The sequence below is a fragment of the Streptomyces sp. NPDC029296 genome, assembly GCF_055569255.1.
Map to the genome: position 1 here is coordinate 62026 of NZ_JBVHXT010000031.1, position 19842 is coordinate 81867.

21 protein-coding genes are annotated in these 19842 nt (G+C 72.7%); 12 read left to right on the plus strand and 9 right to left on the minus strand.

The features are described 5' to 3' along the window. Nucleotides 1–33 precede the first annotated feature (33 nt). Genes rfbC through ACZ4W9_RS25900 form a run of 4 tightly spaced genes read left to right on the plus strand, consistent with a single transcriptional unit; the run spans nt 34 to nt 3595 of the window. The gene (gene rfbC / locus ACZ4W9_RS25885) at nt 34–600 is read left to right on the plus strand and encodes a dTDP-4-dehydrorhamnose 3,5-epimerase (RefSeq protein WP_467939773.1); all 567 of its coding nucleotides are present in this window, start codon (nt 34–36) and stop codon (nt 598–600) included. Further along, nucleotides 597–1523 carry a dTDP-4-dehydrorhamnose reductase gene (gene rfbD / locus ACZ4W9_RS25890; protein WP_467939775.1) on the plus strand — a complete coding sequence of 309 codons (927 nt, stop codon included), beginning with the start codon at nt 597–599 and terminating at the stop codon, nt 1521–1523. Before rfbC ends, rfbD begins: the two co-directional genes overlap by 4 nt. Nucleotides 1524–1532: 9 nt before the next feature. Beyond that, the gene (locus tag ACZ4W9_RS25895) at nt 1533–2795 is read left to right on the plus strand and encodes a VWA domain-containing protein (protein ID WP_467939777.1); all 1263 of its coding nucleotides are present in this window, start codon (nt 1533–1535) and stop codon (nt 2793–2795) included. Further along, entirely contained in the window at nt 2795–3595 is an 801-nt protein-coding gene (locus tag ACZ4W9_RS25900; RefSeq protein ID WP_467939779.1) for a hypothetical protein, read from the plus strand. Before ACZ4W9_RS25895 ends, ACZ4W9_RS25900 begins: the two co-directional genes overlap by 1 nt. Nucleotides 3596–3837: 242 nt before the next feature. Here ACZ4W9_RS25900 and ACZ4W9_RS25905 read toward each other — a convergent pair whose 3' ends face one another. Then, complete coding sequence (locus ACZ4W9_RS25905; protein WP_467939781.1) at nt 3838–4464, minus strand: winged helix-turn-helix transcriptional regulator; 627 nt, start codon at nt 4462–4464, stop codon at nt 3838–3840. Nucleotides 4465–4545: 81 nt separating this feature from the next. Between ACZ4W9_RS25905 and ACZ4W9_RS25910 the strand changes: the two genes are divergently transcribed. The 6 genes from ACZ4W9_RS25910 to ACZ4W9_RS25935 all read left to right on the plus strand — a co-directional run bounded on the left by ACZ4W9_RS25910 (nt 4546) and on the right by ACZ4W9_RS25935 (nt 10376). Further along, a complete protein-coding gene (locus tag ACZ4W9_RS25910; protein ID WP_467939783.1) occupies nt 4546–5754 on the plus strand; it encodes a pyridoxal phosphate-dependent aminotransferase in 1209 nt (402 codons plus the stop codon). Between the two features lie 134 nt (nt 5755–5888). Next, nucleotides 5889–7832, plus strand: a complete 1944-nt coding sequence (locus ACZ4W9_RS25915) for a trypsin-like serine peptidase (protein ID WP_467939785.1) — start codon at nt 5889–5891, stop codon at nt 7830–7832. 28 nt (nt 7833–7860) lie between these two features. Beyond that, nucleotides 7861–8445, plus strand: a complete 585-nt coding sequence (locus ACZ4W9_RS25920) for a DUF4232 domain-containing protein (protein WP_467939787.1) — start codon at nt 7861–7863, stop codon at nt 8443–8445. 77 nt (nt 8446–8522) lie between these two features. Then, entirely contained in the window at nt 8523–9122 is a 600-nt protein-coding gene (locus ACZ4W9_RS25925; protein ID WP_467939789.1) for a histidine phosphatase family protein, read from the plus strand. Between the two features lie 158 nt (nt 9123–9280). Continuing rightward, on the plus strand, nt 9281–9901 hold the full coding sequence (locus ACZ4W9_RS25930) for a hypothetical protein (protein WP_467939791.1): 621 nt from the start codon (nt 9281–9283) through the stop codon (nt 9899–9901). Nucleotides 9902–9953: 52 nt separating this feature from the next. Further along, entirely contained in the window at nt 9954–10376 is a 423-nt protein-coding gene (locus ACZ4W9_RS25935) for an acyl-CoA thioesterase (RefSeq protein WP_467939793.1), read from the plus strand. 77 nt (nt 10377–10453) lie between these two features. On the opposite strand, the gene ACZ4W9_RS25940 is transcribed toward ACZ4W9_RS25935, so the two are convergent. The 8 genes from ACZ4W9_RS25940 to ACZ4W9_RS25975 form a co-directional block, all read right to left on the minus strand. Continuing rightward, the gene (locus ACZ4W9_RS25940; protein WP_467939795.1) at nt 10454–11821 is read right to left on the minus strand and encodes a nucleobase:cation symporter-2 family protein; all 1368 of its coding nucleotides are present in this window, start codon (nt 11819–11821) and stop codon (nt 10454–10456) included. Nucleotides 11822–12131: 310 nt separating this feature from the next. Beyond that, nucleotides 12132–13517: an 8-oxoguanine deaminase gene (locus ACZ4W9_RS25945; RefSeq protein WP_467939797.1), complete on the minus strand. Its 1386-nt coding sequence runs from the start codon at nt 13515–13517 to the stop codon at nt 12132–12134. Between the two features lie 69 nt (nt 13518–13586). Further along, entirely contained in the window at nt 13587–14999 is a 1413-nt protein-coding gene (locus ACZ4W9_RS25950) for a nucleobase:cation symporter-2 family protein (protein WP_467939799.1), read from the minus strand. Nucleotides 15000–15063: 64 nt separating this feature from the next. Next, a complete protein-coding gene (pucL, locus tag ACZ4W9_RS25955; RefSeq protein WP_467939801.1) occupies nt 15064–15987 on the minus strand; it encodes a factor-independent urate hydroxylase in 924 nt (307 codons plus the stop codon). A gap of 4 nt (nt 15988–15991) precedes the next feature. Continuing rightward, nucleotides 15992–16393: a hydroxyisourate hydrolase gene (gene uraH, locus ACZ4W9_RS25960; RefSeq protein ID WP_467939803.1), complete on the minus strand. Its 402-nt coding sequence runs from the start codon at nt 16391–16393 to the stop codon at nt 15992–15994. Nucleotides 16394–16397: 4 nt separating this feature from the next. Then, nucleotides 16398–16910, minus strand: coding sequence for a 2-oxo-4-hydroxy-4-carboxy-5-ureidoimidazoline decarboxylase (gene uraD / locus ACZ4W9_RS25965; RefSeq protein ID WP_467939805.1), 513 nt, complete (start codon nt 16908–16910; stop codon nt 16398–16400). Nucleotides 16911–17061: 151 nt separating this feature from the next. Further along, nucleotides 17062–17373 carry a helix-turn-helix domain-containing protein gene (locus ACZ4W9_RS25970; RefSeq protein WP_467939875.1) on the minus strand — a complete coding sequence of 104 codons (312 nt, stop codon included), beginning with the start codon at nt 17371–17373 and terminating at the stop codon, nt 17062–17064. Between the two features lie 47 nt (nt 17374–17420). After that, entirely contained in the window at nt 17421–17684 is a 264-nt protein-coding gene (locus tag ACZ4W9_RS25975; RefSeq protein WP_467939807.1) for a YkoF family thiamine-binding protein, read from the minus strand. 149 nt (nt 17685–17833) lie between these two features. On the opposite strand from ACZ4W9_RS25975, the gene ACZ4W9_RS25980 reads away from it, so the two are divergent. Then, nucleotides 17834–18691, plus strand: a complete 858-nt coding sequence (locus ACZ4W9_RS25980; RefSeq protein WP_467939809.1) for a TIM barrel protein — start codon at nt 17834–17836, stop codon at nt 18689–18691. Between the two features lie 68 nt (nt 18692–18759). After that, on the plus strand, nt 18760–19674 hold the full coding sequence (locus ACZ4W9_RS25985) for a 2-hydroxy-3-oxopropionate reductase (protein ID WP_467939811.1): 915 nt from the start codon (nt 18760–18762) through the stop codon (nt 19672–19674). Nucleotides 19675–19842 lie beyond the last annotated feature (168 nt).

Genomic DNA, 19842 nt, shown 5'->3' on the forward strand with positions numbered 1-19842 from the left:
ACCGCTCAGCGAGTGAGAGGAGAGGCCCGTCCCGTGCGAGCGCTGAGCATCGAGGGTGCCTGGGTCCATGAGCCGCGGATCCACGACGACGCCCGGGGGACCTTCCACGAGTGGTTCCGTGCCGACGTGCTGCGCGCCGCCACCGGGCGGACCATGACCGTGGCCCAGGCCAATCGCTCGGTGTCCCGCCGAGGCGTCGTACGGGGTGTCCACTACAGCGCCGTGCCGCCCGGCCAGGCCAAGTACGTCACCTGTGTGCGGGGCGCGGTCCTCGACGTGGTGGTCGACCTGCGTACGGGATCGCCCACCTTCGCGCGGTGGGAGGGCGTCGCCCTCGACGACCGTACGCACCGGGCGGTGTTCCTCGCCGAAGGACTGGGCCACGGCTTCGCCGCGCTCACCGACGACGCGACCGTGGTCTATCTGTGCTCCACCCCCTACGCCCCGGAGCGCGAGCACGGCATCGATCCGTTCGACGGCGACCTCGGCATCCGCTGGCCCGCCGGGGCGGGGGCGGTGCTGTCCGACCGGGACCGGCGTGCGCTGTCGCTGGCCGAGGCCCGGGCACGCGGACTGCTGCCCCGGTACCCGTCCCGATGACCAGGTGGCTGGTGACCGGTGCCGGAGGTCTGCTGGGGCGGGACCTGGTCCGGGTGCTGACCGCCCGAAGGGCGGACACCGTCGCCCTCGGCCGCCGGGACCTGGACGTCACCGACCGGCGGGCCGTGTACGCCGCGGTGCGCGCCGCCCGCCCCGCGTTCGTGGTCAACTGCGCGGCGTGGACCGACGTCGACGCCGCCGAGCGGCAGACCGGCCGGACCCGGGCGGTCAACACGGACGGAGCCCGCCATGTCGCCGAGGCGTGCGCCGCGGCCGGGGCCGTACTGCTGCACATGTCCACGGACTACGTCTTCGCGGGCACCACCGCCGCTCCCTGCCCGGAGGCGGCCCCGGCCGCACCGCGCACCGTCTACGGGCGCACCAAGCTCGACGGCGAGAAGGCGGTGTTCGAGGTGCTGCCCGAGCGCGGGTACGTCGTCCGCACGGCATGGCTGTACGGCGCCCACGGTCCCAACTTCGTGCGCACGGTGATCGAGCGGGAGGCGCGGTGCGCCACCCTGGACGTCGTCGACGACCAGTACGGCCAGCCGACCTGGACGGTGGAGCTGGCCGGACTTCTCGTACGGCTGGGGGAGACGGCCGTCCGGGGTGCCGCGCCGCCGGGCGTCTATCACGCGACGGCGTCGGGCACGACGACCTGGTACCGGCTGGCGCGCGAGGTGTTCCGGCTGCTGGGCAAGGAGCCGGAGCGGATCCGGCGCACGACCACCGCGGCGCTGGGCCGTCCCGCGCCGCGCCCCGCCCACAGCGCCCTGGGACACACCCGGTGGGCGGCGGCGGGGCTGCGCCCGCTCGGCCCCTGGCAGCCGGCTCTGGCCCGGGCCCTGCCCGCTCTCGTCGCCTCCGCCGCACACCGCCCGGGCCCACCCGGCGTTTTGGAGTCCGGCCCGTCTGATCAATAGGATCCGGCGATGATCAGAAGACAACGGCTGGCGGTGGGGGTCTGTGCGCTGCTCGCCGCCCTGAGCGCCGGGATCGCGTTCCCCTCCGGCGCGGTCGCCGACGAGACGGAGCAGGACGCTCCGAAGGTCGAACTCGTACTGGACGTCAGCGGTTCCATGCGGACCCGGGACATCGACGGCGGCACCCGGATGGCCGCGGCGAAGCAGGCGTTCAACGAGGTGCTGGACGCGACGCCCGAGGAGGTCCGGCTCGGTATCCGTACGCTCGGCGCCAACTACCACGGCGACGACCGCAAGGAAGGCTGCAAGGACACCGCGCAGCTGTACCCGGTCGGCCCGCTGGACCGGACCGACGCGAAGACGGCCGTGGCCACGCTGGCGCCCACCGGCTGGACCCCGATCGGGCCCGCGCTGCTGAAGGCGGCGGACGACCTGAACGGCGGGAACGGCACCCGCCGTATCGTGCTGATCAGCGACGGCGAGGACACCTGCCGGCCGCTCGACCCGTGCGAGGTGGCCCGGGAGATAGCGGCCAAGGGCATCGGCCTGACCATCGACACCCTCGGCCTGGTGCCGGACGCCAAGACCCGCGCCCAGCTCAGCTGCATCGCGGACGCCACCGGCGGTACCTACACCGACGTCCGGCACAAGGAGGAACTGAGCGACCGTGTCGGCGAGTTGGTCGACCGGGCGGCGGATCCGGTGGTGACCCCGGTGGCCACCGAGGGCGCCGACCGGTGCGCGAAGGCCCCGGTCCTCACCTCCGGTCTCTACACCGACCGCGAGGAGTTCGGTCAGCAGCGCTGGTACAAGGTGGCCGTCGAGCCCGGCCAGGAGCTGCGCGCCTCGGTGAGCGTGGCGGACGACCGGGCCGTCAACCCCCACTACGGGGTGCTGCTGCGGGCGGTGACCACGCACGGACGGGAGATCGTGCGCGGCGAGGCCGCGGGCACCGGCCGTACGGACGTCATCTCCACCGGTCTGCGCTATCCGAAGCAGGACAGCGACGACGACTCGGCGCCCGCGGAGACGGTGTGCCTCCAGGTCACCCAGTCCTTCTCGGCGGCCTCGGGCGTGAAGACCACCCCGGGTCTGTCGCTGGAGCTGACCGTGGACGTGGTGGACGGCCCCTCGGGCCACCACGACGTGGCCTCCTTCGGCCTCGGCCGCGGCTGGTGGCTGCTCGGCGCGCTGGTGCTGGCCGGCTTCCTCGCGGGCCTGCTGTGGGGCTGGCTGTCACGCTGGCGGTTCGCGGTATGGAGGACGAACTGATGCGGATCACACGAGTACTGGGCGCCGCGCTGCTGACGCTGGGACTGGCCGCCGGACCGGCCGCCGCCGACTCCTCCCCCTCGCCCAGCGCCTCGGCCGACGGTGACGCGCCCACGCGGGCGGGCACCTCGTTCCGTACGGCGACGGAGATCGAGCAGGGCGAACGGGCCACCGCCTCCGGCTCCACCGGCGACTACCTGTACTGGTCCTTCCCGGCGGACACCGGACAGCGGCCCACCGTCAAGGCGACGGTGAAGCTCCCCGCCACGCACGGCTCGCAGACCTGGCAGCTCGACGTGTACGACGGGCTGCGGCGCCGCCAGGCCTGCCAGTACGGCGCGCAGTCGCGCACCGCCGCGCCGGACGCCGGCACCGTCGAACTGGCCTGTGTGCTGCGTACGGTGCGCGGCTGGTCGGAGGCGTGGGCCAACGACCCGCTGCCGGGGACGTACTACGTCCGGCTGACGGTGGTGAACCTGGCCGCCGCCGGCCTCGGGCAGCCGGTCGGCGCCGAAGTGCGCGTCGACTCCAAGGACATCGGCGGCGCGGCGGCGGTCGACGGCTCGCTGGGCAAGCCGCTCGTCCCGGGCATCGCCGTCAAGTCCGAGCGGGACGGGGACGGTTCCGAGGAGGCCGTGCTGTCCAGCTTCGGCCGGGACGACGGCTGGTCGTCCGGCTGGTGGTCGGACCGCTGGGTGTGGACCGGGATCGGCGGTGTGCTGGCCGCGCTCGCCGGCATCGGCGGCTACGCGCTGACACGCGGGTCGGGCCGGCCGTCCCGGGTGCCGCCGGGCGCCTGAGCCGTACACCTCGCGAGATCCGGCGAAGGCCCGCCGAGCACTCCGGCGGGCCTTCGCCTCTGCCGCCCCGGCGGGCCTTCGCCCTTGCCGCGCCGGCCACGACACGGCCCACCGGACGGCCCAGCACACCGGCCACGACACGGCCCACCTCACCGGCCACGGACCGGCTCACCACACCGGCCACGGCAGCGTCCGTCACGCCGGCCGCGGCGGCGTGCACCGCGCCCGCCCCGACACCGCCGTCACGCCTCGCGCAGCGCCTTGGCGAGCGCGCTCTCCCCGGTCACCGTCACCCGTCCGTCCCGTACGGCGTCCGGCAGGGACAGTTCGCCGCGGGCGACGGCCTCGCAGGTCGCCGCGTCCATCACCAGGCGCGCGTCGGCCGTACCGGGCGCGGGTCCGTCACCGTAGACCGGCCCCTCCTCGGCACCGGCATGGAGGTGGAACTCCCCCTCCTCCAGGCAGACTTCGACGAGTCCCTCCCCCTCCAGAGCCCGCAGCAGCGGCAACGCGAACCAGTGCGCGCGCACCGCGTCGGTGGGCCTGCGCTCGCCCAGCTCTCCCTCGCCCCAGCTGCCCAGCGCCTGGAGGACCGGCAGCAACCGACGCCCGCGTGCGGTGAGTTCGTACACGTACGCGGCGCCCGGCGGGGGCAGCCGGCGACGGGTGGCGAGGCCGTCGCGTTCCATCTCCTTCAGCCGGGAGGCGAGTACGTCCGTGCTCACGCCGGGCAGGTCCGCGTGCAGATCCGTGTAGCGGCGGGGACCGGCGAGCAGCTCCCGGACGATCAGCAGGGTCCAGCGGTCGCCGACGAGGTCGAGGGCGCGGGCCGCGGAACAGTACTGGTCGTAGCTTCGGCGAGGTGACATGCGACGCAGTGTAGACGCGGTGTTGGACTTTCCAAGCCCTCACTTGGTAAAACCAAGCAACACGAGTTCCCGGAGGGGCCCATGGAGTTCCGGCAGTCCAACAAGCTCAGCGAGGTGTGCTACGAGATCCGCGGCCCGGTGATCGAGCACGCCAACGCGCTGGAGGAGGCGGGGCACAGCGTGCTGCGCCTGAACACCGGCAATCCCGCGGCCTTCGGCTTCGAGGCACCGGAGGAGATCCTCCAGGACATGATCCGGATGCTGCCGCAGGCGCACGGCTACACGGACTCCCGAGGCGTGCTCTCCGCCCGCCGCGCGGTCGCCCAGCGCTACCAGACCCTGGGCCTGGACGTCGACGTGGACGACGTCTTCCTCGGCAACGGGGTCTCGGAGCTGGTCTCCATGGCCGTCCAGGCGCTGGTCGAGGACGGCGACGAGATCCTCATCCCGGCACCGGACTTCCCGCTGTGGACGGCCGTCACCACGCTGGCCGGCGGCAAGGCCGTGCACTACCTGTGTGACGAACAGGCCGACTGGAACCCCGACCTGGCCGACATCGCGTCGAAGATCACCGACCGCACCAAGGCCGTGGTCATCATCAACCCCAACAACCCCACGGGCGCGGTGTATCCGAAGGAGGTCGTCGAGGGCATCCTCGATCTCGCCCGCCGGCACGGCCTGATGGTGTTCGCGGACGAGATCTACGACCAGATCCTGTACGACGACGCCGTCCACCACTCGGCCGCCGCGCTCGCCCCCGACCTGGTCGTCCTCACCTTCTGCGGACTGTCCAAGACCTACCGGGTGGCGGGCTTCCGCTCCGGCTGGCTGGTGGTCACCGGGCCGAGGCAGCACGCCAGGGACTACCTGGAGGGCCTGACCATGCTGGCCTCCATGCGGCTGTGCGCCAACGCGCCCGCGCAGTACGCCATCCAGGCCGCGCTCGGCGGACGCCAGTCCATCAGGGAACTGACCCGCCCCGGCGGACGGTTGCACGAGCAGCGGACCGTGGCCTGGGAGAAACTGAACGAGATCCCCGGGGTGTCCTGCGTCAAGCCCAAGGGGGCGCTGTACGCCTTCCCGCGCATCGACCCCAAGGTGCACCCGATCCACGACGACGAGAAGTTCGTCCTGGACCTGCTGCTGCGCGAGAAGATCCAGGTGGTCCAGGGCACCGGCTTCAACTGGCCCGCCCCGGACCACTTCCGCATCCTGACCCTGCCGCACGCGGAGGACCTGGAGGCGGCGATCGGCCGGATCGGCAGGTTCCTCGCCGGATACCGGCAGTAGGCCGGACCGGACACGGCGGCAGAGCCGCGGGCAAGACCGGTCACGGCGGTACGGCGGCCGGTCACGGCGGTACGAGAACCGGTGACGGCAGCCGAGTTGGCCCGTTTCGCTCGCTTGTGCGAAGATCGCCGCGCATGATCGGGGACTTCCGCGACGAGCCCCCGGTGCGCGCCCGACCAGCGCCGCGCCGCACCGCCGCGCCCCCGGTCCGCTCCATCGACCAGGGGGAAACAGCGGTGTTCTCGTACGGAAGACCGGCCGCGCACGGACGGCCGGCGGCACGCGGCGGGCGCGGGGCGGTGCTCGCCCTGTTCTGCGCGGTGCTGACCGCGGTCGCGGTACCGGCCGCGCGGGCCGACGCGCCCGCGCCGGCCGCGGGGCAGGAGGCGCGGCGGGCCGCGCGGTTCTGGACCGCCGAGCGCATGGCCGGGGCCCGGCCGCTCGACGCGCCGCGGCACACGCCACCGGCGCCGACGGCACCCTCGGCGTCGGCCGCCGCGGCGGCCCGGCCCAAGGGCACCCTGTTCAAGGGCACCCGGCTGGTCGGGACGTTCTTCGGCTCCGACGGACCGCGCGGCACCACCTGGCACTGCACCGGCAGCGTCATCGACACCAAGGCCCGGAACATCGTGCTCACCGCGGCCCACTGCGCGCGGAGCATGAAGGGCGCCTACCTGTTCGTCCCGAAGTTCGTGAAGGGCGCGGCCCCCGACCGGCAGCCGTACGGCATCTTCCCCGTCGAGCGGATCTTCACCGACCCGCGGTACGTACCCGACCGGGGCTCGACCACCACCAAGAAGGCCGCGTCCGACCTGGACACCGCGTTCGCCCGGGTCTCGGCCAACCAGTGGGGCAGGTCCCTTGAGGACGCGGTGGGCGGCGGGCTGACCTTCACCCGGCCCGCCGGCTACACCCACCGGGGCGTCACCGTCGTCGGCTACCCCTCCCACCGGCACAACAGCGCCGGACGCGCGGTCAAGTGCACGGTGCCGACCCGGCAGTTGCGCGGCTACCGGCAGTTGTCGATGACCTGCGGCGGCTACTACGGCGGGGTGTCCGGCAGCCCGTGGATCACCGATTACAAGGACGACGCCCGCACCGGGCACGTCATCGGCAACCTCGGCGGCTACAACGGCGGCGGCAACGACGCCAACGCGGACTACATCAGCTACGCCACCGCGTTCGGCGCCGACGCCGCGCGCCTGCTCGGGTACGCCGTCGCCGACCAGGCACCGCCCGCCGACCTGCCCCCGTACCGGGGACTGAAGGGCTCCCTGCCGGGCGGTGCCGGACGCTGGCGCAAGGCCGCGCTCATGGCGTCGGGCGAGTACACCGGCGACCGGCACGGCGATCTGCTGGTGGTCTGGTCCGACGGCGCGGTCACCGTGCACCCGGGCGACGGCAGGGGCGGCTTCGGCGCCGAGAAGCGGCTGCGGCAGGCCAACTCCACCTGGACGCACGCCCGGACGCTGACCGGTGGCACCTTCGCCGGCGGCGGCCGGGCCGGGCTGCTGGTGCGCTGGTCCGACGGCGAGGTCACCCTCTACCCGCAGCCCGGCCCCGCCGGGCTGGGCCGGGAGATCCGGATGGCGGCGCCGGGCTCCGCCTGGAAGAACGCCGTCCAGCTCACCGCCGGGGCGTTCCGCGCCGACGGCGGCACCGCCCTGCTGGTCCGCTGGGCCGACGGCGGGCTCACCCTGTATCCCGGGGCCGGCACCGGCGGACTCGGCACCTCCGTCCGGCTGTCTCCGGCGGGCGGCACGTGGAGCAGGGCCGCGCTGCTGACCGGCGGCGACTTCGGCGGCACGGCCGCCGGGGACCTGCTGGTGCGCTGGTCCGACGGCGCGCTCGACACGTACACCGGTACGTCGGCGGCGGGGCCCGGCGCCAGGTCGCGGATGCGCGGCCCGAACGGCCTGTGGCGGCAGGCCCGGGTGCTGACGGCCGGCGCCTTCCGCCACGACGGCCCGGCCGACGACCTCGTCGTGCGCTGGTCCGACGGGGAGACCACGCTGTACGCCGACACCCGCGCCAAGGCCCTCGGCACCGAGTACACGCTGGTCCAGCCCGGCACCTGACCGCACCACCGCACTTCCAGGGGGAACGATGCCCGCCACCACCCGGCCGGCCGGCGGCCTCACCGCACGCACGGCCGGCCTCGCCCTCCCGCTCGCGGCCGGCCTGGCGCTGACGGCCTGCGGCACCACCACGACCGCCGGCCCGGACGCCACCGCACCGCCCTGCCGCACCGCCTCGCTGACCTGGACCCTGTCGCTGCTCGACGGCGACGACGGCGGCGCGGGGCGGGACGGCGACCGCTCCGGGGCCCGTCTCGTCGCCGTCAACAAGGGCCCCGGCTCGTGCGTGTTCTCGGGGTACCCGAGCCTGGAGATCCACCACGGCAAGGCGGACGGCATCGAGGGCGCCGGCACCGGCCGCCCGGCGGCCGTCGCGCTGCCCGGCGACGCGGCCGTCGCCGTGGCCGTGGACCTCCGCTACACCCGCCGCGGCACACCGGGCGCGGACGGCTCCTGGTGCGTACGGCAGCACGAGGCCGCCGTCAGGGCGCCGCGCGACACCCACGGCACGGGCGTCCCGGTCACGGACGCGCACGGGAAGGCGGCCGTGCTCGACGCGTGCGGGGAGACCATCGCCATGGCCGCCCCGCACCGCACGGGGGCCGGGAGCTGACGGTGGCGGACGCGGCGGAACGCCGTCTGGCGCAGTCCGTCCTGCGGGCGGCGGGGGCCCTGTGACACCGTGCCGTCATGGGTGACCTCTTCATCGTCCGGCACGGGGAGACCGAGTGGTCGAGGTCCGGGCGGCACACCGGCCGGACCGACGTGCCGCTGACCGAGCACGGGCGGGACGAGGCGCGCCGGCTGGTCCCGCTGATCCGCTCGCACCGGATCGGGGCCGCCTTCGTCAGTCCCCTCCAGCGGGCGCGGGAGACCGCCGAGCTGATCGGCATCCCGGACGCGCGCGTCGACGCCGACCTGTGCGAGTGGGACTACGGCGGGTACGAGGGCGTGACCACGCCGGAGATCCAGCGGAGCCGGCCCGGCTGGTTCCTCTTCACCGACGGTGTGGCACCGGGCCCCCCGGACCGTCCCGGCGAGAGTCCGGAGCAGGTCGGGGAGCGCGCCGACCGGATGCTGGCCAAGGCCGACGCCGCCCTCGGCAACACGGAGGGGGTCGTCGTACTGATCGCCCACGGCCACTTCCTCCGCGTCCTCACCGCCCGCCGCCTGGGCCTGTCACCCCGGCACGGCGCCCTCTTCCAGCTGGCCACGGGCGCGCTGTGCCGCCTCGGCACGGAACACGGCCGCCCGGTGGTGGCGGGCTGGAACATCCGGCCACCGCAGTAGCGGGGGCCGCCGCCCCGCCGTGCGGGCGGGGGTGACGTTCCGCCGCGCCCGGGTCGTTGTCGGTCCCCGGTCGTACGCTACGGCCAGGGCCTGTGCCGGGCCCGGGCGGCCGTCCGTGCGGGCGGGGCCCCGAGTGAGCGGTGCCGGAAGGAGCAGCCGTGACGCGACCGCCGACCGCCGCGCAGCGGCGGGTGATCGAGGAGGCCGATCCGGTGACCGGGCGGCTGCGCGGCACGCCGGCCCAGCTCGCGGCGCTGGTGAAGCGGGGCCTGGCCGTCCGGCACCCCCGGCCGCCGCACGACCACTTCCTCACCCCGGCCGGGCATCGCGTCCGGGAGGCGGAGCCCGGGCCGCCCGCGGAGGCCGCCCCGGACACCGGGGTGTTCACGGCCCGGGCCGGCGGCGAGGAGGAACCGCCGGTGTCCGGCCCGGCCCGGCGGCGCGAGGTGCACAGCGCGTGGCAAGGGCTGCTGGAGCTGCGCCGGATGACGCATCCGGACGGCGCCGTGGACCGGCCCTGCGCCTGGGAGCGGACGCATCTCGTACGGGCCGCCGCGCTCGCGCTGGAGGCGGCCGGACACCCTCCGGCGGGCGCGGACGCGGACGGGTACCGGGTCCGGGCCACCCCGCAGCCGGAGGCGGTCGCGGTGTACGCGCCGGACGCCCCGCTGCTGGCGGCCTGCGCGGTGACGCTGGAGGGGGCCGGCTGGCAGACGGGCGACTACACCGAGCCCAGGACGCGGGCCCGCTATCTGCTGGCCTCGCCGCGCCGGGTGTGACCGGCGTGTCAAGATCGGTGGTCCACAGAACCGCACACGAGAAGGGCGCGCAGTGGCCGAACCGTTTTCCGTCCGGGTGACCGTCCGCGGCTACGAGACCGACACCCAGGGGCATCTCAACCAGGCGGTATACCTCAACTACGCCGAACACGCCCGCTGGTCGCTGCTCCAGGCCGCCGGGATCAGCCAGGCCCGGCTCGTGGGCCAGGGCGTGGGCCCGGTGGCGCTGGAGACCACCATCGGCTTCCGGCGGGAGCTGCTCGCCGGTGACGAGGTCGACGTGACGTGCGCCTTCGAGTGGGGCGAGGGCAAGACGTTCCGGATCCGGCAGGAGATACGCAAGACCGACGGCACGCTCGCCGCCGAGGTCACCGCGGTGGGCGGCATGATGAACCTCACGGAACGCAAGCTGGTCGCCGACCCGCGCGCGGTGTTCAAGGAACTGGCCGCGGACCCCGCCCTGTTCGGCCTGTAGACCATCCGCGCACACGACCGGGCCGGGGGTGACGGCGGTCCCGTCTCCCCCGGCCGGCCGGGTCCCCGTGCCCGGTGTCAGCGGACGGCGGCGATCTCCTCCCCCGCCTCCATGGGGTGGGTGACGTCCTGGGCCTCGCGGCCCTTGCCGAGGTGGTTGAAGAGGAGGTTGAGCACCACGGCCGTGACACAGCCGGTGGAGATGCCGGAGTCCAGGACGATCTTCGCGGTCTCCGGGAAGGAGTGGTAGAACTCCGGCGCGGTGATCGGGATGATGCCGACCGCGAGGGACACGGCCACGATCAGTACGTTGTTGTCCTTGTCCAGGCCGGCCCGGACCAGGGTCTGGATGCCGCTCGCGGCGACCGAGCCGAACAGGACGATGCCGGCGCCGCCGAGGACCGGCCGGGGCACGACCGCGATGAGCGAGGCGGCCATCGGACACAGGCCCATCAGGACCAGGAAGCCGCCGCCGGTCGCGACGACGTACCGGCTGCGGATCCGGGTCATCGCGACCAGGCCGATGTTCTGGGCGAAGGCGCTGCACATGAAGCCGTTGAACAGCGGGCTGAGCGCGGATCCGAGGGTGTCGGCGCGCAGGCCGGCCGCGATCGTCTTCTCGTCGGCGGGACGTTCGACGATCTCGCCGAGGGCCAGCATGTCGGCGGTCGACTCGGTCATCGAGACCACCATGACCACGCACAGCGAGAGGATCGCGGCGAGCTGGAACTGCGGGGCGCCGAAGTGGAACGGGGTGGGGAAGCCGACCACGTCGGCTTCGGCCACCGGGCCGAAGTCGGTGACGCCGAACGGGATCGCGAGGAGCGTGCCGGCGACCAGGCCGATCAGCACGGCGATCTGCTTGACGAAGCCCCGGGTGAAGCGGCGCAGCAGCAGCACGATCAGCAGGGTGAGGCCGGCCAGGGTGAGGTAGGTGGTCGACCCGTAGTCGTGGGCCCGGGTGTCGGGACCCTGTGCCCAGCCGAAGGCGACGGGGAGCAGGGAGACGCCGATCAGGGTGATGACGGAGCCGGTGACGACCGGCGGGAAGAAGCGGATCGCCTTGCTGAAGAAGGGTGCCGCGACGAAGCCGAGGAGTCCGGCGACGATGACCGCGCCGAAGATGACCGGCAGGGCGTCGGACTTGTCCTCCGTGGAGGCCACGATCGCGGTCATGGGGGCGACACCGGCGAAGGTGACGCCGTTGACGAAGGGCAGCCGGGCGCCGATCTTCCAGATGCCGAGCGTCTGGAGGAAGGTGGCGAGGCCGGCGGTGAACAGGCAGGCACCGGTGAGGAAGGTCAGCTCGGTCGCGCTGAGGCCGATGGCCGTGCCGACGATGAGCGGGGGTGCGACGACACCGGCGTACATGGCGGCCACGTGCTGCAGGCCGCTGGTCGCCATTTTCAGGGCGGGGAGTTTCTCGTCTACGGGATGGGCGGCCACGGCGGCTCCTCCGGGCGGGTGACACGTCGTCGTCGACGTGGGTTTCATGGAGGTGGTGCGGGCGGTCGTGCGGGACCTCGCGGGGGGTGGCTCGATGAGCGGTGACGAGTGGGTGGGGGTGTGGGGCGACGTGGGGGTGTGCGCGTGTGGGGGTGCGCGTGGAGGGGTGCGGGGGTGCGTGGGGGTGGCCGGCCCCGGGAGGCGTGCGTGCGCACGCGCCCCGGGGACGGCGTCCCGTGGATCCCGCTCGGATCCACGGTCCCGGCCGGGAGCCGTCCCTCCCGGCCGGAGTCCTGGGTGAAACCGCCGGTCAGCCCTGCGCGGCGATCCGGGCGAGGCGCTGGGCCTCTTCGCGGGTGCTGACGGCGACGGCGTCCTCGTCGACGGTCAGCAGGCGGCCGTCCTCGACGATCTGCCGGCCGTTGACGAAGGACGCGGTGACCGGGGCCGCCGCGCCGAAGACCAGCGCGGTCACCGGGTCGGTGATGGAGGCGTGGGCGAGGGTGTCCATCCTCCACAGCACCACGTCGGCCAGCTTGCCGGGCTCCAGCGAGCCGATCTGGTCGGCCCGGCCGAGGACCTGGGCGCCGCCGTGGGTGCCGAGCCGCAGCGCCTGACGGGCGTTCAGCGCGGCCTCGCGGTGCGCGCCGAGCCGGTTGATCAGCAGGGCGTTGCGCAGCTCGGTGTGGAGCTCGCCGGACTCGTTGGAGGCGGTGCCGTCGACGCCGAGGCCGACGGGGACGCCCGCCTTCAGCATGTCGGGGACGCGGGCGATGCCGGCGGCGAGGCGTGCGTTGGACGACGGGCAGTGGGCGACACCGGTCCGGGTGCGGGCGAACGCCTCGATGTCGGAGTCGTTCATGTGGACGCAGTGCGCCATCCACACGTCCTCACCGAGCCAGCCGGTGGACTCGAAGTAGTCGGTGGGGCCCATGCCGAACAGCTCGTGGCAGAACTTCTCCTCCTCCACCGTCTCCGAGCCGTGGGTGTGCAGCCGTACGCCCAGCCGGCGCGCCAGTGCGGCGCCCTCGCGCAGGAGTTCGGTGGACACCGAGAACGGGGAGCAGGGGGCGACCGCCACCTGGGTCATCGCGTCGAAGGAGGCGTCGTGGTGCTTCTTGACGGTCTCCTCGGTCGCGGCGAGCGCGCCCTCCAGGGTCTCGACGGCGAAGTCCGGCGGCAGCCCGCCGTCCTTCTCGCTGCGGTCCATCGAGCCGCGGGCCAGCGTGAAGCGCACGCCGGTCTCGGCGGCGGCCCGGATGATCGACCCGGACAGGTCGCCGGAGCCGTGCGGGTAGACGTAGTGGTGGTCCATGGCGGTGGTGACTCCGCCGCGGGCCATCATGGCGAGCGATCCCCGCGCCGCCGCGTACGTCATCCGCTCGTCGATCCGCGCCCAGGTCGGGTAGAGCGCGACCAGCCAGTCGAACAGGTTGTGGTCGGTGGCCAGGCCCCGGGTGATCCACTGGTAGAAGTGGTGGTGGGTGTTGACCAGGCCGGGCGTGGCCAGATGGCCGCGCCCGTCGATCCGGCGCACCACGTTCTCCAGTCCCTCGGGTGCCTTGCCCGCACCGACCGCCTCGATCCGGTTGCCGGCGAGGACGAGGTGTCCGGAGGCGTACTCCGTGTCGCCCGCGTCCACGGTGGCGATCGCGCAGTTCTCGATGACGACGCGCTGGGCTGCCGATGGTGCCATCGTGCTTCCTTGTCTTTCAGTGGCGGCCCGTGGCCCAGGGGGTTACCACGGGGAGGGCACGGCAGGACCCTAGGAGGATTTGAGTGCCGGGGCCGGCTGCCGGCCCCGGGTGCCGAGATGGTGGAAGAACAGGTTCAGCAGGACGGCGACGAGCGCGCCCGCGCTGATGCCGGAGCCGAGGACGGTCTGCGCCCAGGCCGGGAAGTCGGCGTAGAAGGTCGGTGCGGCCAGCGGGATGATGCCGGCGCCGAGTGCCACGGCCACCAGGATGATGTTGGAGCTGTCGTCCAGGCCCGCCTCGGAGAGCGTCCGGATGCCGCTGACGGCGATGGAGCCGAAGAGCACGATGCCGGCGCCGCCGAGGACCGGCATGGGGACCAGGGAGACGACCGCGCCGAGGACCGGGAAGGCGCCGAGGATGATCAGGCTGCCGCCGGCGACGGCGACGACGTACCGGCTGCGTACCCGGGTGAGCGAGACGACGCCGACGTTCTGGGCGAAGGCGGAGGTGGGGAAGCCGCCGAAGACCGGGCCGAGCAGGGTGGCGAGGCCGTCGGTGCGCAGGCCCCGGGTGATGGTCCGGGCGTCGGCGCGGCGGTCGCAGATCTCGCCGAGGGCGAGCATGCCGGCGCTGGACTCGGTCATCAGCACCAGCATCACGATGCACAGCGAGAGGATGGCGGCGGGCTGGAACTCCGGGGCGCCGAAGGCGAACGGGGCGGGCAGCGCGGCGACGGGCGCGGACTTGATGCCGCTGAAGTCGGCCATGCCGAAGGGGATCGCGGCCAGGGTGCCGATGAGCAGCCCGAAGAGCAGGGCGACCTGTTTGACGAAGCCCCTGCCGAAGCGCTGGATCAGCAGGATGACGGCGAGGGTGAACCCGGCGAGCGCCAGATAGCGCATGTCGCCGAAGTCGGCGGCGGTCTTGTCGCCGCCTTGGGCCCAGCCGACCGGGACGGGCATCAGCGTGACGCCGATCAGGGTGATGACCACGCCGGTGACCAGGGGCGGGAAGAAGCGGAGCAGCCTGCCGAAGAACGGGCCGAGGACCAGGCAGAAGGCGCCGGCCACCATCACCGCGCCGTAGATCGCGGGGAGTTGGTGCCCTTGGCCGTTGGTCTCGGCGATCGCGAGGATGGGGGCGATGCCGGCGGAGGAGGCGGCGTTGACGAAGGGCAGCCGGTTGCCGACGAAGCCCTTGACGCCGATGGTCTGCAGGATGGTCGCGATGCCCGCGATCAGCAGGCTCGCGGCGATGAGCCGGGTGCGGGCCGCGATGTCGAGCCCGCAGGCCTGGCCGATGATGAGCGGAGGAGTGACAACGCCTGCGTACATCGCGGCGATGTGCTGGAGCGCGGCGGGGACGAGCCGCGAGGGGTGGAGCTTCTCGTCCACCGGGTGCACGGACGTGACGGCGTCCTCGATGTGCACCGGCGGGGTGGAACACGGGGCTTTCGCCGGCCCCTTTGCAGGCTGTGCCATTTTGTTCCCTCCGGTGTAGCGCGCCCCCGGCCCGTCAGGCCGGGCCGGGGGCGGGCGTCCCGCGTCAGAGGTTGGTCATGTCGACCGGGATACGTGCCTCACAGCCGTCCCGCAGGATGGTGGCCTCGATGAGGCCGTAGGGACGGTCGGCGGCGAAGTAGACCTCGTTGTCGTTCTTGAGACCGAACGGCTCCAGGTCCACGAGGAAGTGGTGCTTGTTGGGCAGCGAGAAGCGGACCTCGTCGATCTCGCTGCGGTTGTTGATGATGCGCGAGCCCATCTGGTACATCGTCTGCTGGAGCGAGAGGGAGTACGTCTCGGCGAAGGCGTGCAGCATGTGCTTCTTCACCTGCTCGTAGGACTTCTCCCAGTTGGGCATCTTCTGGGCGTCGTCGGTCCAGTTGAACCGCCAGCGGCCGGCGACCTGGGTGGCGAGGATACGGTCGTACGCCTCCTGGAGGGTGGTGTACTTGTCCTTGACGTAGCCCCAGAACTCGGAGTTGGTCGAGTTCATCACGACCAGGTCCTTCAGGCCGGAGATGACCTCCCACTTCTCACCGTCGAAGGTGATCTGGGTGAGGCGGACCTCCTGGCCCTTGCGGACGAAGGAGTGCTTGACGTCGTCGGCGCCGATGAACTTGCTGTTGGCGTCGGAGGTCTCGATCCGCTCCCAGGTGTATTCCTCGATGCGGATGCGCGCCCGGTGGATCGGCTCCTGGCTGGTGACGAAGTGCCGGGCGAGGTGGATGCCGAACTGCTCGGCGGACTCGATGCCGTACTCCTTGGCGAACGCGAACACCGTGTTCTTGGTGGTGTCGGTCGGCAGGACGTTGGCGTTGGAGCCCGAGTAGTGGACCTCCTCCATGTCGCCGCTCAGCGCGATGGAGACGTTGAGGTCCTTGATGTGATGGGTGGCGCCGTCCCGCGTGATCTTGACGACTCGGTTCTCGGCCTTGCCGTACTGGTTCTGTCCCAGGATGGTCGGCATGTAGCTAGCTCCCTCGGTAAACGGAGTAGCCGAACGGGTTGAGCAGCAGCGGTACGTGGTAGTGCTCCCCGGGCACCACGGCGAAGGTGATCGCCACCTCGGGGAAGAACACGGCACCGCTGTCCCGATTCGCGGGGGCGTCCTGCTGCGCATCGGCTTGCTTCTTCGCAGAAATTTCGAAGTACGGCTCGACCGCGAAGTCCAGCCGCACGTGGGTGGTCCCTTCCGGCAGGGCCGGCAGGTCCTTGCACCGGCCGTCGGCGTCGGTCGCCGAGCCGCCGAGCGCCTGCCAGTCCGCCTCGCGCCCCGGGCGGGCGAAGAGGTGGACGGCGACGCCCTCGGCGGGGCGGCCGATCGAGGTGTCCAGGATGTGCGTGGACACGGAGGCGGTGGTGCTGGTGCTCATGGTGTCAGGCGTCCTCTTCGACGAGTCGGGCCAGTCGGATGCGGTTGATCTTGCCCAGCTCGGTGCGGACGATCTCCCGCTCCTGCTCGGGCGAGTTGCCGATCCGCTCCTTGACCGCGTCGCGCATCTGCTCGCCGGTCCGGCCGGTGGCGCAGATGAGGAAGACATGCCCGAACTTCTCCTGGTAGGCCAGGTTGAGTTCGAGCATCTCCGCCTTGAGCTCCTCGGAGGCACCGGCCATGCCGCGCTGCTCGCGGGCGGAGGTCGGGTCGCCGGGCTTGGGCCGCCCGATCGGCGGGTGCCCGGCCATCGCCTCCGCCAGATCGGCGGCGGTCAGCTCGGCCATGGCGGCGTCGCTGGCGGTGTAGAGGTCCTCCGGGGTGGAGTAGGGGCGGGTGGCGAGCAGTCGCCGGGCCCACTCCGTGGAGGCGCACGCCTCGTGGAGGGCGGCGAGGGCCTCGCGCTCCCCCAGATCGTTGAACCGGGCCAGACCCGGGGGCGTGGAAGTCGTCGTCACGGGAGCCTCCGTGGCCGCTTCGGGCCGTTGTGCTGAACGGGCTGCGGATAGCTAACGCCCTCGGAAACACCACGTCAACACTTTGTTGAAAATTCCGCGTAACAAGCCGGGTTGGGGGCCGAACGGCCCTTGCGCCCCCGATTCGGCCCGGTCAGACGCCCTTCTCGCGGTTGAGGTAGTTGTAGACCGTGAAGCGGCTGACGCCGAGCGCGCTCGCCACGGTTTCCACGCCGTGCCGCACGGAGAACGCGCCGCGCGCCTCCAGGATCCGGACGACCTCCTGCTTGGCCCTGCGGTCCAGGTCGGCCAGCGGCCGGCCCTCCCGGCGCTCCATGGCGGCCAGGATGTGGTCGAGGGAGTCGGCGAGCTGGGGCAGGCGCACGGCGACGACGTCGGCACCCTCCCAGGCGAGAACGACGTCCTCGGGGCCCGCCTCGTCGGGCGGGAGCATCGTCCCGCCCATGGCGTCGACCAGCGGCTTCACCGCCGCGATGAAGGGCTCGTCCCCGGTCACCTATCACCCTCCCCGGTTCCGTCACCGATCACGTTGACCTGGAGCGAGACCCGGGTGGCACCGGCCTGGAGGGCCTTGCGCAGCAACGCCTCCACCGCGCCGAGCACGCGGTCGGCGCCACCCTCGGCGGTGTTGCCGAAGGGCCCGACGTCCACGGCGTCCAGCTCGGCCGTCTCTATGACCTCGCGCGCCACCAGGGCGTGCGCGGGCGCCTCCTCCAGGTCGAAGGGCTCGGTCGTGAACTCCACTCTCAATCGCACGCGCTCAACCTAACGCGCGGGACGGCCGCGGGGGACGGCTCTCGCGGACCCCCCTTGACAAGCGGCGACACACGACGGCAATCTTCCATTACGCAGAAACGAACTTCCGTAATACGGAATCTCGACCCACGGAAGGGAGCGCGGCCCGAATGCCGGGTTTCGAGTGGAGCACCGCCGCAGACCAGCGCTTCAACGTCAACCTGTCGATCCTCTTCACGGAACTCCCGCTCCTGGAGCGCCCCGCGGCCGCCGCCGCGGCGGGCTTCACCGCGGTCGAGCTGTGGTGGCCCTGGATCGACTCCCCCACCCCGCCCCGGTCCGAACTGGACGCCCTGAAGAAGGCGATCGAGGACGCGGGGGTCAGGCTCACGGGCCTGAACTTCTACGCCGGACGGCTGCCGGGCCCCGACCGCGGCGCCCTGTCGCTGCCGGGCGAGGAGTCGGAGAGGTTCCGCGCCAACATCGACGTGGCCGCCGACTTCGCGGCCTCCCTCGGCTGCACGGCGCTCAACGCGCTGTACGGCAACCGGGTCGAGGGCGTGGACCCGGCCGAACAGGACGCGCTCGCCCTGGAGAACCTGGTCCTCGCGGCCCGGGCGGCCCACCGGATCGGCGCCATCCTGCTGATCGAGGCGCTGAACAAGCCCGAGTCGCCGCTGTACCCGCTGGTGTCGGCGCCGGCCGCGATCGAGGTCGTCGACAAGGTGAACGCGGCGACGGGCCTCGGGAACGCCAAGTTCCTGATGGACCTGTACCACCTGTCCATGAACGGCGAGGACCTGCCCGCGGTCATCGACGCCCACACGGCGAAGACCGGGCACGTGCAGATCGCCGACAACCCCAGCCGCGGTGCCCCCGGCACCGGCTCGCTCCCCCTCGAGGAGCTGCTCGGCCGGCTGCGGAAGGCCGGTTACGACGGCTGGGTCGGCCTGGAGTACAAGCCGGGCGACCGCCCGAGCGCCGAGGCGTTCGACTGGCTCCCGCGCGAGGCCCGCGCGGCCCGCTGAGCCGCCGGCCCCCGCACACCGGCCGCCCTTCACAGACGTACAGCCGCAGTAAGAGAGGCACCCTGAACATGAGCAACCTCGCAGCTTCTTCCCGCCCGACCCGCCCCGCGATCGCGTGGATCGGCCTCGGCATCATGGGCTCCCCCATGTCCGAGAACCTGATCAAGGCGGGTTATCAGGTCACCGGCTACACCCTGGAGAAGGAGAAGCTGGACCGCCTGGCCGCCGCCGGCGGCACCGCGGCCGGCTCGATCGCCGAGGCCGTGCGCGACGCCGACGTGGTCGTCACGATGGTGCCCGCCTCCCCGCAGGTCGAGGCCATCGCCTACGGCCCGGACGGCATCCTGGAGAACGCCCGGCCCGGCACCCTGCTGATCGACATGTCCTCGATCACCCCGCAGACCTCGGTGGACCTCGCCAAGGCCGCCAAGGACAAGGGCATCCGGGTGCTGGACGCCCCGGTGTCCGGCGGCGAGGCCGGCGCCGTCGAAGCGGTGCTGTCCATCATGGTCGGCGGCGAGCGGGCCGACTTCGACGAGGCCAAGCCGGTCTTCGAGGCCCTCGGCAAGACCATCGTGCTGTGCGGTCCGCACGGCTCGGGCCAGACCGTGAAGGCCGCCAACCAGCTGATCGTCGCCGTGAACATCCAGGCGTGCGCCGAGGCCGTGGTCTTCCTGGAGAAGTCCGGCGTGGACCTCCAGGCGGCCTTGGACGTCCTCAACGGCGGTCTGGCCGGCTCCACCGTGCTGACGCGCAAGAAGGACAACTTCCTCAACCGCGACTTCAAGCCCGGGTTCCGCATCGACCTGCACCACAAGGACATGGGCATCGTCACCGACGCCGCCCGCAACGTCGGCGCGGCCCTGCCGGTCGGCGCCGTGGTCGCCCAGCTGGTCGCCAGCCTGCGCGCCCAGGGCGACGGCGGCCTGGACCACTCGGCCCTGCTGCGGGCCGTCGAGCGCCTGTCCGGCGCCCAGGTCTGACGGCCCCTCGCACTTCCGGGCCGCGGCGCCGCTGACACCTGTCCTGTCGCGCCCAGGCGGCGCCGCGGCCCGGAATCGAATTCAACAAAGTGTTGACGCTCAGTTCACCCCACTTCTAGGCTCCACAAAGCGGAAACAGTTTTCCGCTGACACCCGCACGGAAGGTCC